We start from the raw sequence: 14,710 nt of genomic DNA, 5'->3' as shown, positions 1-14,710 counted from the left end.
CTGCTGCCCGGCCCCACCCAGCGATGACCAGCTACAGGATCACCCTGCTCGCGGGGGACGGCATCGGTCCGGAGATCACCGCCGTGGCCCGTGCCCTGCTGGAGACGGTCAGCGCCAGCCATGGCTTCACGCTCAGCTTCGACGAGCAGCCCGTGGGCGGCGCGGCCATCGATACCACCGGCGTTCCCCTGCCCGAGAGCACCCTGGCCGCCTGCCGGGCTGCCGATGCGGTGCTGCTGGCGGCCATCGGTTCGCCCCGCTTCGATGGCCTGCCCCGGGAGCAGAGGCCCGAGAGCGGCCTGCTGGCCCTGCGTTCCGGCCTGGGGCTGTTCGCCAACCTGCGGCCGGTGAAGATCATCCCCGCCCTGGCCGCCGCCAGCAGCCTGCGGCCCGAGGTGATCGAAGGGGTCGACCTGCTGGTGGTGCGTGAGCTGATCGGCGGTATCTACTTCGGCACCCCCAAGGGGCGCGTGCAGATCGACGGGCGCGAGCGGGCCTTCAACACGATGGTCTACAGCGATGAGGAGGTGGATCGGATCGCTCGGGTGGGCTTCCGGCTGGCGGCCGAGCGCCGCGGCCGCCTCTGCTCGGTGGACAAGGCCAACGTGCTGGATGTCAGCCAGCTGTGGCGCGATCGGGTGGAGGCGATCCACAGCGAATTCCCCGCCGTTGAACTGAGTCACATGTACGTCGACAACGCCGCCATGCAGCTGGTGCGGGAGCCCCGCCAGTTCGATGTGCTGCTCACGGGCAACCTGTTCGGCGACATCCTCTCCGATGAGGCCGCCATGCTCACCGGCTCGATCGGCATGCTCCCCTCGGCTTCGCTGGGGTCCCAGGGCCCGGGCCTGTTCGAGCCGGTGCACGGGTCGGCCCCCGACATCGCCGGACAGGATCTGGCCAATCCGATCGCCATGGTGCTCTCCGCCGCCATGCTGCTGCGGGTGGGCCTGCAGCAGGAGTCTGCCGCCACCGCTCTGGAGACGGCGGTGGACCGGGTGCTGGCGGCGGGCTGCCGCACCGGCGATCTGCTCATGGGCGAGGGCTGCACCCGGGTGGGTTGCCGGGCCATGGGCGACCACCTGCTGGAAGCTCTGGGCGCCTGAGGGCAGGCTCCAGACTGCTTCCACGGGTAACGCTCCAGGTGGGTGCGGACCGGCGACCTGCCAAACTCACACCCTCCCAACCCCCCTGCGTCGATGTCGAAGCGTCACCCGGTCGTGGCTGTCACCGGTTCCTCGGGAGCGGGAACCAGCACCGTGAAGCGGGCCTTCGAGCACATCTTCTCCCGGGAGGGCATCATCCCGGCGGTGGTGGAGGGCGACAGCTTCCACCGCTTCGAGCGGGGCCCGATGAAGCAGGCCATGGCCGAGGCCCAGGCCCGCGGCGATAACTTCTCCCACTTCGGCCCCGAAGCCAACATCTTCGACAAGCTCGAGGAACTGTTCCGCACCTACAGCGCAACCGGCGGCGGCGACCGGCGCTACTACCTCCACTCGGTGGAAGAGGCGGCCGAACACAACGCCCGCCTCGGCACCAGCCTGGAACCGGGCCAGTTCACCCCATGGGAGCCGATTCCCGAGGACACCCACCTCCTCTTCTATGAGGGGCTGCACGGCGGCGTGAAGGGCGAGGGCTACAACGTGGCCGCCCTGGTGGACCTGCTGATCGGTGTGGTGCCGATCGCCAACCTGGAGTGGATCCAGAAGATCTCACGCGACAACGCCGAGCGGGGCTATTCGGCCGAAGCGATCGTGGACACGATCCTGCGCCGCATGCCCGACTACATCAACCATATCTGCCCCCAGTTCAGCCGCACCGACATCAACTTCCAGCGGGTGCCGACGGTGGACACCTCCAACCCCTTCATCTGCCGCAACATCCCCAGCCCCGACGAGAGCTTCGTCATCATTCACTTCCGCAAAGGGGCTCGCGAGAAGTGGGGGATCGACTTCTCCTACCTGCTTCGCATGATCCACGATTCCTTCATGTCGAGCCCCACCAGCATCGTGGTGAACGGCGGCAAGATGGGCTTCGCGATGGAGATCATCCTCACGCCGATCATCCACAGGTTGATCCAGGAACAGAAGAAACTCAGCTGAAGATCGACCTCTTGATCTTCCGTTCGGCCCTAAGATCGGACGAACGGAATCGGTGAATCCCATCACCGCCCAACCCCCCAACGTCCATCCGCCCGGCGTCCAACCCACAGACGCCAATTCACCGGCATCCAGCGGTCCTTCGTTCCGGATCCGGGGTGGAGAGTCCTCCTCGGCACTCCAGCAGGGAGCCCATCCGTCGGCATCTCTGCGCCTCGACCGGATCAACAGCGCCGACCTGCTGCGACGCTCAAGGCGCATCTATTTCCGCTTCCTCGAATCCTGTCCCACCGCTCCCGACCCGATGGGCGTTGTGCTGGGTGATGGCCCCCAGGGGCGGGTGGTGTTCGAGGCCCCGATCCTGCTGCCTGAAGAACACTTCGTGCCGATGGAGCTGCTGCGCCCCCGTCCGGCCCGGAACCGGGGCAATCGGGTGCCGGCCAGCCGCCCCCTGCCATGAGCACCGACCTCATTTTCACCATGGTGCTCCCGCCCGACCTGCTGGCGCCCCTGGTGGCCCTGGTCGGGGCCTGTATCGGCAGCTTCCTCAATGTCGTCGTCTGGCGGTTTCCCCGGGAGGAGTCGCTCGTCTTCCCAGGCAGTCACTGCCCCCGCTGCGGGGCCTCCCTGGCCTGGTTCGAGAACCTGCCGCTGCTGAGCTGGCTGCTGCTGCGGGGCCGCTGTCGCCACTGCCACGCCCCCATCCCCGTGCGCTACCCCCTGGTGGAGCTCCTCTGCGCCGGGCTCTGGGTGGCCATGCTCTTCGCCCGCCCGCAGGCCATGGGCCCCGATCCCAGCCCCTGGCTGCTGCTCGCTGCCGGCTGGCTGCTGGCCAGCTGGCTGCTGCCCCTGGCCCTGATCGATCTCGACAGCCTCTGGCTGCCCGAACCCCTCTGCCGCTGGGGGGTGCTGCTGGGGCTGGCGGTCACCGCCACCCTGGGCTTCCCCCAGGGGGCGGCGGTGGGCCGGGAGCTGCTGTTCTCCCACCTGCTCGCCGTGGCCGCCGGGCTGCTGGGCTTCGAGGCCCTCAGCGCCCTGGCCCAGAAGGCGATGGGCCGGCCGGCCCTGGGGCTCGGCGACGCCAAGCTGGCCGCCCTGATGGGGGCCTGGCTGGGGCCCCTGGGTCTGGGGCTGGCGGTGAGCCTGGCCGTGCTCGGCGGCGCCGTGGTGGGGGGGATCGGTCGCCTCACCGGCCGCCTGGGCCGCCAGCAGCCCTTCCCCTTCGGTCCCTTCCTCGCCGCCGGTGCCCTGGCGGTGTGGATCGGCGGCCACCGGCCCTGGCTGGCCCTGTGGGGCCTGGGTCTTTAATGGCCTCAGGCCTGCGCCCCCCCTTGCTTCCGACGCCCCATGTCCCTGTTCGACTGGTTCGCCGATCGCCGCAAGAACGCTCCGGCCGTGAAGGCCAGCAAAGGTCCGGAGGCCGATGAGGGCGACGGGCTCTGGAGCAAGTGCGCCGAATGCGGCCTGGTGGTGTACCGCAAGGATCTGGTGGCCAACGCCAGCGTCTGCAAGGGCTGTGGCCATCACCACCGCATCGACAGCGCCGAGCGCATCCGCCTGATCGCCGACGAGGGCAGCTTCGAGCCCATCGATGTTGATCTCGCCCCCACCGATCCCCTCGCTTTCAAGGACCGGCGCAGCTACGCCGACCGCCTGCGGGACAGCCAGCGGGCCACGGGCCTGCGGGATGCGGTGGTCACCGGCCTCTGCCGCCTGGAGGGCATGCCCCTGGCCCTGGGGGTGATGGACTTCCGGTTCATGGGAGGCTCCATGGGCTCGGTGGTGGGCGAGAAGCTCACCCGTCTGGTGGAACTGGCCACCGCCCGCCGCTACCCGCTGCTGATCGTCTGCGCCTCGGGTGGGGCCCGCATGCAGGAGGGGATGCTCAGCCTGATGCAGATGGCCAAGGTGTCCGGCGCCCTGGAACGCCACCGCAGCGCCGAACTGCTCTACCTGCCCCTGCTCACCCATCCCACCACCGGCGGCGTCACCGCCAGCTTCGCCATGCTGGGGGATCTCATCCTGGCCGAACCGAAGGCCCTGATCGGCTTCGCCGGCCGGAGAGTGATCGAGCAGACCCTGGGCGAGAAGCTGCCTGAAGGCTTCCAGACCGCCGAATACCTGCAGGACCACGGTTTCGTCGACACGATCGTGCCCCGGCCCCAGCTGCGCAGCACCCTGGCCACCCTGCTGCGGCTGCACGGCACCGTGCGCGCTGCGGCCGCCGCATCCTCGTGAGGGCCATGGGATCCCGGCGCTTTTCTCTCCCTCTGCTCGCGGCCCTGCTGAGCCTCGTCCTCTGGCTGACCGGCCCTGCCGCCGTCTGGGCCGGCCCGGTCGACTGGCAGGAGGTGGAGGCGAGCGCCGACGGCCGCCAGTGGTGGGACTCGGGCAGCCTGCGCTTCGATCGGGAGGGCCGGCTTTCGGTGCTGAGCCGCTTCCAGCCGGCCGCCGATGCCGCCGACGACGAACGGCCGCCGGTGGGCCAGCTCTACGTGATGCAGCTGGACTGCGACGAGGCGCTCTACCGCGACACCGCCGTCAACGGCCTGCCCCGCTGGGGCGCGAGCTGGCAGGCGGCCGCCGCAGACGATCTCACCACCCGGGTGCTGCAGGCCGCCTGCGCCGCCGCCCGTTCCGAAGCGAATCCCGATGGGGCCACCGATGCAACGGGCTGACCCTCCCCTGCGGGTGGCTGTCGCGGGCCTCGGTTTCGGCGAGAAGGTGATCCTGCCCGCCCTGCGGGATTGCCCTGCCACCGAACCGGTGGCCCTCTGGCACCCCCGGCCGGAGCGCGCCGAGCAGGCCGGCCGATCAGCGGAGCTCCCCAGCCACCACGAGTTCGACGCCCTGCTGGCCGACCCCGCCGTGGAGGCCGTGGTGATCGCCACGCCCCCCGAGCCCCGCTTCGGCCTGGCCCGGGCCGCCCTGGAGGCGGGCAAGCACCTGTTGCTGGAAAAGCCCGTGGCGCTCAACGCCGGCCAGGTGGAGGACCTGCAGCGCCTGGCCCTCCACCGGGACCTGACCGTGGCGGTGGATTTCGAATACCGGGCCGTGCCCCACCTCCAGCAGCTGGCCGCTCTGCTGGAGGCGGGGGTGCTGGGGGATCCCTGGCTGGTGACGTTCGACTGGCTGATGGGCAGCCGCGCCGATCCCAGCCGGCCCTGGAGCTGGTATTCCCAGGCCGCCGCCGGAGGCGGCGTTCTCGGCGCCTTCGGCACCCATGCCTTTGACACCCTGCACTGGCTGATCGGTCCCAGCCAAAGCCTCAGCGCCAGGCTCAGCACCGCCATCAGCGAGAGGCCCCTTCCCGGCTCCACAGCCACCGCGCCGGTGGACGCGCCGGACAGCGCTCTGGTCCAGCTGGAGCTGGAGGACCGAGGCGGCCGGCCCGTGCCCGCCCAGCTCACCCTCTCTTCGGTGGCCCGCGGGGGCCGGGGCTACTGGATCGAGCTCTACGGCAGCGACGCCACCCTGGTGCTGGGCTCCAGCAACCAGGCTGATTACGTCCACGGCATGCAGCTGTGGATGGCCCGCCCCGGCGAAGCCCTTCGCCCCCTGCCGGCCGATCCCGCCCTGGCCTTCGCTCGCACCTGGGAAGACGGCCGCATCGCGCCGGTGCGCCGGCTGCTGGGCTGGTGGTCGGAGGCGGTGCGGCAGCGTCGTCCGATGGTGCCCGGCCTGGCCGAGGCGGTCACCAGCCAGCGTTGCTGCGACTGGGCCCTCTCCGGAGCAGGAACCCTGGGGGGCATCCCCTAGACTCCCCCCCAGACCCGGCGGGACGACCCCGTCCGCCGTCCCTCGAACACGGTTCACCGCAACCGTCTCCACCCCCATACCGCGAGATTTCCCATGGCGCTCGTACCGCTTCGGCTGCTGCTCGACCATGCCGCTGAGAACGGCTATGGCATCCCTGCCTTCAACGTCAACAACCTGGAGCAGGTGCAGTCGATCATGGAGGCTGCCTACGAGACCGACAGCCCGGTGATCCTGCAGGCCTCCCGTGGGGCCCGCCAGTACGCCGGCGAAAGCTTCCTGCGCCACCTGATCCTGGCCGCGGTCGAGACCTATCCCGATATCCCGGTGGTCATGCACCAGGACCACGGCAACAGCCCCGCCACCTGCTACGGCGCCGCGGCCAACGGCTTCACCTCCGTGATGATGGACGGCTCCCTGGAGGCCGACGCCAAGACCCCCGCCAGCTACGACTACAACGTGGCGGTCACCAAGGAAGTGGTTGACGTGGCCCATGCCATCGGCGTGAGTGTGGAAGGGGAACTGGGCTGCCTGGGCTCCCTGGAGACCGGCAAGGGGGAGGCGGAGGACGGCCACGGTTTCGAGGGCGCCCTCGACCACTCCCAACTGCTCACCGACCCCGCCGAGGCGGCTGACTTCGTCGCCAAGACCAAGGTCGACGCCCTGGCCATTGCCATCGGCACCAGCCACGGCGCCTACAAGTTCACCCGCAAGCCCACCGGTGAGGTGCTGGCCATCTCCCGGATCGCCGAGATCCACAAGGCCATCCCCAACACTCACCTGGTGATGCACGGCTCCAGCTCCGTTCCTCAGGAATGGCTGGACATGATCAACAAGTACGGCGGTGCCATCCCCGAGACCTACGGCGTCCCCGTCGAGGAGATTCAGGAAGGCATCCGCAACGGCGTGCGCAAGGTGAACATCGACACCGACAACCGCCTGGCCTTCACCGCCGCCGTGCGGGAAGCCGCCGCCAAGGATCCCGCCAACTTCGATCCCCGCCACTTCAACAAGCCCGCCAGGGCCTACATGAAGAAGGTCTGCCTCGACCGCTACCAGCAGTTCTGGGCCGCCGGCAACGCCAGCAAGATCAAGCAGCGCGACATCAACTACTACGCCACCCTCTACGCCAAGGGCGCCCTTGATCCCAAGACCGCCGTGGCCGCCTGATCGGCCCGGAGAGCCGCTTCGGCTTCCATCCCTCAGGGCCCCACGGGGCCCTTTTTCATGGACCCCAGGGTCAGAGGCCGTTCAGGGGACGACCGCCGGGGCAGTGGCCGGCAGGGGCAGGGGTGGAGCCCCGGAGCTGCCTGTGGGAGTGGCTTCCACCAGTCGCTGCAGGGCCTGCCGCAGGTCCCTCTCCATCGCGAATCGCCTGCCGTCGGTCACCACCACCCGCACCAGGGTGGGCAGGTCGTTGCTCTTCGACTGCAGGTAGATCGGTTCCACATAGAGCAGCCCCTCGCCCACCGGCAGCACCAGCAGGTTGCCGCGGAACAGGCGCGAACCCAGTCGGTTCCACAGACCGAACTGGAAGCTGATCGTCGGGTCCTGGTCGATCAGGGCGGTGATCTGCTGGGGGCCCAGCAGCAGCCGCTGCTGGGGGAAGCGCACCAGCAGCAGCTCCCCGTAATGGGGGGGATCGTTGCGGGCCGCCAACCAGCCCACCAGGTTCGAGCGCCGCAGGGGCGTGAACGGCAGCAGCAGCACGAACTCGGAGCGCTGCTCGCCGGGCAGTTGCAGGGTGAGGTGGTACGGCGACACCGGCACGCTCTTGTCGCCGTAGGTCTCCAGTGGCACCGACCAGACGTCGTCGCCGTTGTAGAAGGTGCGCACGTCGGTGACGTGATAGCGCAGCAGCCGTTCTGACTGGATGTCGAACTGGCTCTTCGGCACCCTGATGTGGCTGAGCAGGGAGCGGGGCATGGCCGAGAGGGGCCGGAACAGTTCGGGGAAGGCCCGGATCCAGGTGCGCAGCACCGGATCGCTCGCATCGTTGACGTAGAGCCAGAGCCGGCCGTCGTGGGCATCCACCACCGCCTTGACGGGGTTGCGGAAATAACGCAGACCTGCCGGGTTGGGATCGCTGTAGGGATAGGAGCGGCTGGTGGTGAACCCATCCAGAAGCCAGTACTGGTATTGCTCCGCCCGGTATCCGGGCGTGCCGGCCACCTCCGCGGTGACCAGGTAGGGCTGGCTCTCGAAGCGCAGGAACGGGGCCAGGGCCGCCAGCCGCTGGTTCACCTGGCGCCGCAGCAGCAGCAGTGACTGGTCGGTGAGGGAGCCGGTGAACAGGACCCGCGGCTCCTTCAGGTAGATCGCCGCGCCCAGGCGCTGCCAGGCGCTGGCCAGGGAGATGCCCCGGGTGCCGTTGTAGTGGGTGTAGACGTTGAGCTCTCCCTCCGGATACGAGAACTCCTGGACCTTGGTGGGGGCGATGGCGTAGGGGGAAGGGCCGGAGCCGAAGTAGAGACTCGGGCTGCCCACCGGCAGGGCCTCGCGGGCCTCCCGGTCGCTGATGCTCAGCTGGGGGATGCCCTGCACGCGACCGCTGCGGCCCAGGTCCTTCACAAAGAACAGGGGCAGTCCGTCGGCACCGAAGGCGTTCACCGGCGAAACCGTGAAACCGTGGCCGTTGGTGAACACCAGATGCCGGTTCAGCCAGGTGCGTGAGCCAGGCGGCAGGGCGCCGGTGTCCAGTTCCCGGGCCGCGATCAGCACCTGCTGGGAGCCGTCGCGGCTGGTCTTGCCCTGCAGGGGGTAGCGATCCACCGCCGCCGAGGGAAAGGTGTAGTAAAGGCGCAGCTGCTGCAGCTGGCGGTTGGCGGCGAGCAGGGGCTGGCTGTCCCAGAGACGGATGTTGTCCAGGGTGCCGGGGGCCTTGGCCAGATCCGCGGTCGTGATCCGCTGGCGTGGCTCCAGGGTGAGGGTGCGCACCCGCTCGAGGCCGAAGGCGCGACGGGTGGCCCGGATGCTGCGGGCCAGGTAGGGGGTTTCCACCACCAGCTCCCGCGGCTGCACCCAGAAGCGCTGGGCCAGGGGCGAAAACACCCACTCGCTGATCGGCACCAGCAGGGCCGTGCCGGCCAGGGGCAGCAGGGCGCCGCGGCGCAGCCAGCCCCGGGGCAGGGGCACCAGCAGCGCCAGGGCGGTGAGCAGCAGCAGCACGGCGAACAGCAGCCGCAACGGCAGGCGCACGTGCAGATCCACGAAGCCCGCCCCCGCTGCCACACCGCTGCCCTGCACCATCAGATCAAAGGGAGCCAGGGCGTTGCTGAGGGCCATCACCACCGCCAGGGCGGCCACCTGGGGCTGCAGCACCCGCTGCTGGGCCCGGCTGAGGCCGTCGAAACGCAGATCGGAGAGACTGCGGCCCTTGCCGATGGTGAGCAGCAGACAGGCCGCCAGTCCCACCACCCCCTGGGCGAAAAGCACGCTCAGCAGCAGCCTCAGGGCCGGCAGGCGCAGCACCGTGAAGGACAGATCAATGCCGGTGAGCGGGTCCCCTTCACCAAAGGGGGTGGCGAGCAGGGCCGGCAGCCACAGGCTCCACCCCCTTGCCACCGCCGTGGCCGATCCCGCCAGGGCCGCTGCCAGGGTGAAGCGCAGGCTGGTCAGGGGCCACAGCAGCAGGGGCAGCAGCAGGCTCCCCGCCAGCGCCGCCACCAGCAGGGGCGGCAGATCCCTCAGCACGGAGAAGCCGGTGATCACATCGCCGCTGAAGGGGTTCTCGATCAGCCCCCGGGCCTGCACCATCAGGTAGCTGAGCCCTCCCACCAGCACCAGCACCAGTCCGATCAGCACCGCCACCAGGGCGGCGTTGCCCATCCGCAGCAGGGGTTCCTTGGGCCGGGGAGCCTCGGCGCCCTGCTCCCGCAGCCGCCAGCAGCGCTGCAGCTGGGCCAGCTGCAGCGCCGAACCCAGCCCGAAGACCAGGGCGAAGGCGACGATCTGCAGCATCCAGCGACGCAACAGGACGCCCTGGAAGTCGAACTGGGCGAACCAGAGCCACTCGATCGAGAGCCGGGCCGCCGCCCACAGCGCCAGCAGCACTCCGGTGGCGATCGCCAGGCCGATGGCCAGGCGCGGCATCCGACGGGACGGCGGAGGGAAGGGGAGGGGCACGACAGGAGCGTAGGCAGATCCCTGCCGGCGACAAGGGGGGCGTCGGTGGGCGGGCCGGGCGCCGCGACCGGGGCCGCCATTGGATGGTGCAATACCCGACCTGCGAGATCGGCATTCAGGGCAGGCTCCAGTCGCCGCTGTTAGCTTGACGACCCAGCGACCGGGACCTTCTTGACCGCCACCCTTTCCCGCTCCACCTTCACGGGCCTGCGTTGCAAGGAATGCGGTCACCCCTACGAAGCCGGAGCCCGTCACGTCTGTGAGGACGTCTGCTTCGGCCCCCTCGAGGTCGTCTATGACTACGACGCCATCCGCAGTCGGGTCAGCCGCGCCACCATCGAGGCCGGTCCCACCTCCATCTGGCGCTACCGCGAATTCCTGCCTATCGAGGGGGATCCGATCGATGTGGGCACCGGCTTCACGCCCCTGCTCAGAGCCGACCGCCTGGCCAAGCGCCTGGGGCTGTCCTCCCTGTACATCAAGAACGACGGGGTCAACATGCCCACCCTGTCCTTCAAGGACCGGGTGGTGTCGGTGGCCCTCACCCGCGCCCGGGAGCTCGGCTTCACCACCGTCAGCTGTGCCTCCACCGGCAACCTGGCCAACTCCACCGCCGCCATCGCCGCCCACGCCGGCCTGGAGTGCTGTGTCTTCATCCCCAGCGACCTGGAGCTGGGCAAGGTGCTGGGCACCCTCGTCTACAACCCCACCCTGATGGCGGTGAAGGGCAACTACGACCAGGTCAACCGGCTCTGCTCAGAGGTGGCCAACACCTACGGCTGGGGCTTCGTCAACATCAACCTGCGCCCCTACTACTCCGAAGGTTCCAAGACCCTGGGCTACGAGGTGATCGAGCAGCTCGGCTGGCAGCTGCCCGACCACATTGTGGCGCCCCTGGCCTCCGGCTCCCTGTTCACCAAGATCCGCAAGGGCTTCGACGAGTTCATCAAGGTGGGTCTGGTGGAGGAGAAGCCCGTGCGCTTCAGCGGCGCCCAGGCCGAGGGCTGCTCCCCCATCGCCCAGGCCTTCGCCGCCGGCCGCGACTTCATCACGCCGGTGAAGCCGAACACCATCGCCAAGTCGATCGCCATCGGCAACCCGGCCGACGGCCCCTACGCCATCGACATCGCCAACCGCACCGGTGGCAGCATCGCCTCCGTCACCGACGAGGAGATCATCGAGGGCATCAAGCTGCTCGCCGAAATGGAGGGGGTGTTCACCGAAACCGCCGGCGGGACCACCATCGCCGTGCTCAAGAAGCTGGTGGAGCAGGGCAAGATCGATCCCTCCGAAACCACTGTCGCCTACATCACCGGCAACGGCCTCAAGACCACCGAGGCCATCGCCTCCTCCATCGGCGCACCGCTCACCATCGAGCCCCAGCTGGCCAGCTTCAATGCCGCCTGGCAGCAGGCCCAGGCCGCCCACGGCGCTGCCGCCGTCCCGGCCTGAACCCTTCCCCCTTCTGCCTTTTCGCCGTCCCACCGTTCGTCTCCATGGCCATCCAGGTTCTGATCCCCACCCCCCTGCAGAAGTTCACCAACGACGAGGCCAGCGTCAGCCTCGAGGCCACCAGCATCGACAGCCTGCTGCAGGCCCTGGAAGGCCGTTTCCCGGGTATCCAGGCCCGCCTCTGCGATGAGAACGGCAAGCTGCGCCGATTCCTGAATCTCTATGTGAACAGCGAGGACATCCGTTTCCTCGACAACCAGTCCACCGCCCTCAGCGACGGCGACGAGGTGAGCATCGTGCCGGCGGTGGCAGGCGGCTGAGCCCCTCGGGCAGCTGCGGTCCGTCGCCACGCACACGCTGCCGGTGCTGCGGATTCCATAGGCTCTCCACCCCTACCCTTATCTCCATGGAACCGATCCAGGCCGTCCGCCCCCCGGTTCCCGCCGGCGTCGATGCACACCCGGCACCTGCCGGGGCTGGCCTATCCCACGACTGGCGGGCGGCCACCCAGCTCTTCGATTACCGCCAGGCCGCCAATCCGATCCGTCCAGGCCTCACCGAGCCGATTCCGGAAGGTCGCTGGGGCCCCGCTCTGCACGCCACCGGCCCGACGGCGATCCTGCCGCTCGACCTCAGTGCCCGGCTCGGCTGTGCGTCACCGGCCACCAGCCCCGCCCTCTCTGCCAATTTCGTACGGATTCTCGAGGGGGACTCCATCGGGGTGGCCGCCAACGCCACCAGCTCGCTGTTCTACGTGCTTCGGGGGGACGGCCGCTGTTTCTGCCCGGCCAGCCCTGGGGGTGAGCCCCTTCCTCTGAACTGGAGCGCGGGCGATCTGTTTGTTCTGCCGGCCGGCCTCGCCCCACGGCTCGAAGCTTCGGCGGAAAGCGTTCTCTACTGGGTCCATGACGGCCCCCTGCTCACCTTTCTCGGGGTGCGGGCCGAAACCGCCCGTTTCGCCCCGAGCCACTACCCGGCGGCCTGGCTGGATGGGGAGCTCGCCGCCCTGGCGTCGGATCCCACCAGCGCCCGCAGCAACCGGCTCAGCCTGCTGCTGGCCAACAGGGAGCTGCCGGCGAGCCGCACCGTGACCCACACCCTCTGGGCCATGTACGGGCTGGTGCCGGCCGGGGCTGTCCAGCCGCCCCATCGCCATCAGTCGGTGGCGCTCGATCTGGTGATCGACTGCCAACCGGGGTGCGCCACCCTTTCGGGGCCCGACCTCAACCCGGACGGCACGATCCGCAACCCCGTGCGGATGGAGTGGGAGCCCGGCGCCGCCTTCGTGACACCCCCGGGCCACTGGCATTCCCACGTCAACGAAAGCGGCCACCCGGCCCGGCTGCTGCCGATTCAGGACGCCGGCCTACACACCTACCTGCGCAGCCTCGACATCCGCTTTGCCTCCGGTCTGGGCGGCGACAGCTGAACCACGCTCTTCGTAGGTCTCGACCAGGGAGCGGAAACTGTCGCCATCGATGGTTTCCAGCTCGATCAGCCGATTGACCAGTTCGTCGATCAGTTCGCGGCGGGGGGTGAGCACGGCCACGGCTTTCTCCAGAGCCTCGACGGCCAGCTTGCGCACCTGTTCGTCGATGCGGTTTCCGGTGCGCACCGAGGTGTGGGGACTGGAGCGGATCCAGTCGCGGCCCAGGAACACCTCCTCCCCTTCCTCCTCCAGGGCAAGGGGTCCGAGGCTGGAGAAGCCGTAGCGCAGCACCATGTCGCGGCAGATGCGACGCACCAGCTGCAGGTCGCTGCTGGCTCCCTGGGTCACCTCACTGGGGCCGAACACCACGATTTCGGCGGCGCGCCCCCCCAGGGCCACCACCAGCCGAGCCCGCAGGTAGGCCTTGCTGATCAGGCCGGAATCGAGGATGTCCTCGTCGGGCATGGTGCGGGCGAAGCCGCCCACCCCCCCGGCCCGGGGCAGCAGGGTCACCTTGTCGAGCTTGTCGGCATGGGGCACCAGGGTGGTGAGCAGGGCGTGGCCGATCTCGTGGTACGCGATCAGCCGTTTCTTGGCGCTGTCCTGCAGCGGCGCTGCGGCCAGCCCCATGGTGATGCGCTCGAGAGCGTCGCCGATCGCCTGGTCGTCAACCTGGCTCTTCTGACGCCGGGCGGTGAGGATGGCCGCCTCGTTGAGCAGGTTGGCCAGATCGGCGCCGGAAAAGCCGGGGGTGCGGCGGGCCCAGTCAGCGAGGGAGACCTCCGCCGCCAGGGGCCGGGTGCGGGCGTGGACCGAGAGGATTTCCTCCCGACCGGCGCGATCGGGCAGGTCGACGCTGATGCGGCGGTCGAACCGGCCCGGCCGCAGCAGGGCCGTGTCGAGCACGTCCAGTCGGTTGGTGGCCGCCAGCAGGATCACCCCCGAGTTGTCCTCGAAGCCGTCCATTTCAGTGAGCAGCTGGTTGAGGGTCTGCTCCCGTTCGTCGTTGCCGCCGCCGATGCCGGCGCCCCGCTGGCGTCCCACGGCATCGATCTCGTCGATGAAGATGATGCAGGGGGCCTTGGCCTTCGCCTTGCGGAACAGATCCCGCACCCGGCTGGCGCCCACCCCCACGAACATCTCCACGAACTCCGTGGCCGCCATCGAGAAGAAAGGAACGCCGGCCTCGCCGGCGATCGCCCGGGCCAGCAGGGTCTTGCCGGTGCCCGGGGGGCCCACCAGCAGCACCCCCTTGGGGATCCTGGCGCCGATGGAGGTGAAGCGTTCGGGGGTCCTGAGGAAGGTCACCACCTCCTGGAGCTCCTCCTTGGCTTCCGTGATGCCGGCCACATCCTCGAAGCGCACGGCGATCGCCCCCTCCTCCTGCAGCCGGGGCTGGCTGCGGCCGAAGCCCAGAGCCTTGTTCGCCACCTGGGCGGAACGACGCACCAGCAGGGTCAGGCCTGCGATCAGCAGGATCACCAGCAGACCATTGGTGACCAGGCCGGCCATGGCATCGTCGCGACGCTCGTCGCGCACCGACAGGGGCACCTTGGCCTGCTCCGCCGTGCGCAGCAACTGCTGGTTGTCGCTGAAGATCGGCACCTGGCGGGTCTTGCCGTCCTTGAAGGTGGCGGTGACCAGCCGTTGGCCGGGAGACAGCTCCAGACTCTCGACGCGGCCGGTCTTGATGTCCTGCAGCAACTGGCTGTAGGAGGGCGTGCCCTGTTGGCCTCCCAAACTGAAGGCCGGGCGCACCTCCGGCGCCGGAGCGCTGGAGGATGGGCCGGTGTTGCCGGCACCGGGAGCGGTCGTGGCGGCCGGGTCCGGAGGAGAACTGCTGCTCACA

The 14,710-nt window shown here is 69.4% G+C and carries 13 protein-coding genes; 11 read left to right on the top strand and 2 right to left on the bottom strand.

The annotated features are described in order from the left end of the window. Nucleotides 1-23 precede the first annotated feature (23 nt). The 8 genes from leuB (at nucleotide 24) to fba (ending at nucleotide 7,025) form a co-directional block, all read left to right on the top strand. Nucleotides 24-1,106: a 3-isopropylmalate dehydrogenase gene (leuB, locus tag KUG41_RS09455; RefSeq protein ID WP_216903526.1), complete on the top strand. Its 1,083-nt coding sequence runs from the start codon at nucleotides 24-26 to the stop codon at nucleotides 1,104-1,106. Nucleotides 1,107-1,199: 93 nt separating this feature from the next. Further along, a complete protein-coding gene (locus KUG41_RS09450) occupies nucleotides 1,200-2,102 on the top strand; it encodes a phosphoribulokinase (protein ID WP_216903524.1) in 903 nt (300 codons plus the stop codon). A gap of 52 nt (nucleotides 2,103-2,154) precedes the next feature. Continuing rightward, on the top strand, nucleotides 2,155-2,559 hold the full coding sequence (locus tag KUG41_RS15610) for a hypothetical protein (protein WP_254217068.1): 405 nt from the start codon (nucleotides 2,155-2,157) through the stop codon (nucleotides 2,557-2,559). After that, nucleotides 2,556-3,407 carry an A24 family peptidase gene (locus KUG41_RS09440; RefSeq protein WP_216903522.1) on the top strand — a complete coding sequence of 284 codons (852 nt, stop codon included), beginning with the start codon at nucleotides 2,556-2,558 and terminating at the stop codon, nucleotides 3,405-3,407. The genes KUG41_RS15610 and KUG41_RS09440 overlap by 4 nt, the downstream gene beginning before the upstream one ends. Before the next feature lie 39 nt (nucleotides 3,408-3,446). Beyond that, on the top strand, nucleotides 3,447-4,337 hold the full coding sequence (gene accD / locus KUG41_RS09435; RefSeq protein ID WP_216903520.1) for an acetyl-CoA carboxylase, carboxyltransferase subunit beta: 891 nt from the start codon (nucleotides 3,447-3,449) through the stop codon (nucleotides 4,335-4,337). Between the two features lie 5 nt (nucleotides 4,338-4,342). Continuing rightward, nucleotides 4,343-4,777 (top strand): hypothetical protein, encoded by a 435-nt coding sequence (locus KUG41_RS09430; RefSeq protein ID WP_216903518.1) that lies wholly within the window; start codon nucleotides 4,343-4,345, stop codon nucleotides 4,775-4,777. Beyond that, nucleotides 4,764-5,858: a Gfo/Idh/MocA family protein gene (locus KUG41_RS09425; protein ID WP_216903516.1), complete on the top strand. Its 1,095-nt coding sequence runs from the start codon at nucleotides 4,764-4,766 to the stop codon at nucleotides 5,856-5,858. Before KUG41_RS09430 ends, KUG41_RS09425 begins: the two co-directional genes overlap by 14 nt. A 93-nt stretch (nucleotides 5,859-5,951) precedes the next feature. Further along, nucleotides 5,952-7,025, top strand: coding sequence for a class II fructose-bisphosphate aldolase (fba, locus tag KUG41_RS09420; RefSeq protein WP_216903514.1), 1,074 nt, complete (start codon nucleotides 5,952-5,954; stop codon nucleotides 7,023-7,025). 81 nt (nucleotides 7,026-7,106) lie between these two features. On the opposite strand, the gene KUG41_RS09415 is transcribed toward fba, so the two are convergent. Continuing rightward, on the bottom strand, nucleotides 7,107-9,980 hold the full coding sequence (locus tag KUG41_RS09415) for a UPF0182 family protein (RefSeq protein WP_371734100.1): 2,874 nt from the start codon (nucleotides 9,978-9,980) through the stop codon (nucleotides 7,107-7,109). 171 nt (nucleotides 9,981-10,151) lie between these two features. On the opposite strand from KUG41_RS09415, the gene thrC reads away from it, so the two are divergent. From thrC to KUG41_RS09400, 3 genes are all read left to right on the top strand, one after another. Further along, nucleotides 10,152-11,432, top strand: coding sequence for a threonine synthase (gene thrC / locus KUG41_RS09410; RefSeq protein WP_216903512.1), 1,281 nt, complete (start codon nucleotides 10,152-10,154; stop codon nucleotides 11,430-11,432). Between the two features lie 44 nt (nucleotides 11,433-11,476). After that, nucleotides 11,477-11,752 carry a MoaD/ThiS family protein gene (locus KUG41_RS09405; protein ID WP_216903510.1) on the top strand — a complete coding sequence of 92 codons (276 nt, stop codon included), beginning with the start codon at nucleotides 11,477-11,479 and terminating at the stop codon, nucleotides 11,750-11,752. 86 nt (nucleotides 11,753-11,838) lie between these two features. Beyond that, nucleotides 11,839-12,861 (top strand): cupin domain-containing protein, encoded by a 1,023-nt coding sequence (locus KUG41_RS09400; protein WP_216903508.1) that lies wholly within the window; start codon nucleotides 11,839-11,841, stop codon nucleotides 12,859-12,861. Here the strand turns inward: KUG41_RS09400 and ftsH are convergent. Then, on the bottom strand, nucleotides 12,799-14,709 hold the full coding sequence (gene ftsH / locus KUG41_RS09395; protein WP_216903506.1) for an ATP-dependent zinc metalloprotease FtsH: 1,911 nt from the start codon (nucleotides 14,707-14,709) through the stop codon (nucleotides 12,799-12,801). The two genes, KUG41_RS09400 and ftsH, sit on opposite strands and share 63 nt — an antisense overlap. Nucleotide 14,710 lies beyond the last annotated feature (1 nt).

Origin of the sequence: Synechococcus sp. CCY 9618 (genome assembly GCF_019038415.1) — a bacterium.
Lineage (GTDB): Bacteria > Cyanobacteriota > Cyanobacteriia > PCC-6307 > Cyanobiaceae > Cyanobium.
This window is presented reverse-complemented; position numbering and strand designations above follow the sequence as displayed.

Bases quoted from the DNA above. Each gene is read 5' to 3' on its own strand.
- KUG41_RS09400 (WP_216903508.1), top strand. From the start codon at position 11,839: ATGGAACCGATCCAGGCCGTCCGCCCCCCGGTTCCCGCCGGCGTCGAT.
- fba (WP_216903514.1), top strand. From the start codon at position 5,952: ATGGCGCTCGTACCGCTTCGGCTGCTGCTCGACCATGCCGCTGAGAAC.
- KUG41_RS09450 (WP_216903524.1), top strand. From the start codon at position 1,200: ATGTCGAAGCGTCACCCGGTCGTGGCTGTCACCGGTTCCTCGGGAGCG.
- KUG41_RS09440 (WP_216903522.1), top strand. From the start codon at position 2,556: ATGAGCACCGACCTCATTTTCACCATGGTGCTCCCGCCCGACCTGCTG.
- leuB (WP_216903526.1), top strand. From the start codon at position 24: ATGACCAGCTACAGGATCACCCTGCTCGCGGGGGACGGCATCGGTCCG.
- accD (WP_216903520.1), top strand. From the start codon at position 3,447: ATGTCCCTGTTCGACTGGTTCGCCGATCGCCGCAAGAACGCTCCGGCC.
- KUG41_RS09430 (WP_216903518.1), top strand. From the start codon at position 4,343: ATGGGATCCCGGCGCTTTTCTCTCCCTCTGCTCGCGGCCCTGCTGAGC.
- KUG41_RS09405 (WP_216903510.1), top strand. From the start codon at position 11,477: ATGGCCATCCAGGTTCTGATCCCCACCCCCCTGCAGAAGTTCACCAAC.
- KUG41_RS09425 (WP_216903516.1), top strand. From the start codon at position 4,764: ATGCAACGGGCTGACCCTCCCCTGCGGGTGGCTGTCGCGGGCCTCGGT.